The following is a 294-nucleotide window of genomic DNA, read 5'->3' on the forward strand; positions in this document are numbered from 1 at the left end:
CTTCAGTCTCTGCATCAGAATCAGCAAGCGCATCAGTTTCTGCATCTGAGTCAGCGTCAGCGAGCGCATCAGTTTCTGTATCAGCGTCAGAATCATCAAGCATATCTGCTTCAGTGTCAGCGTCAGCGAGTGCATCCGCTTCAGTCTCTGCGTCAGAATCAACAAGCACATCAGTTTCTGTATCTACGTCAGAATCAGTAAGCGCCTCTGAATCAGCTTCAGTCTCTGCATCAGAATCAGCGAGCACATCAGTTTCTGTCTCAGAATCAACAAGTGCATCTGAATCGGCATCTG

The 294-nt window shown here is 48.0% G+C and carries 1 pseudogene; it reads right to left on the minus strand.

Annotated features, from left to right (window positions below):
- Nucleotides 1-294 (minus strand): annotated as a pseudogene (locus tag HMPREF2867_RS11420) (MSCRAMM family adhesin SdrC); the annotation flags it as partial.

This window comes from Streptococcus sp. HMSC064H09 (assembly GCF_001812625.1).
Lineage (GTDB): Bacteria > Bacillota > Bacilli > Lactobacillales > Streptococcaceae > Streptococcus.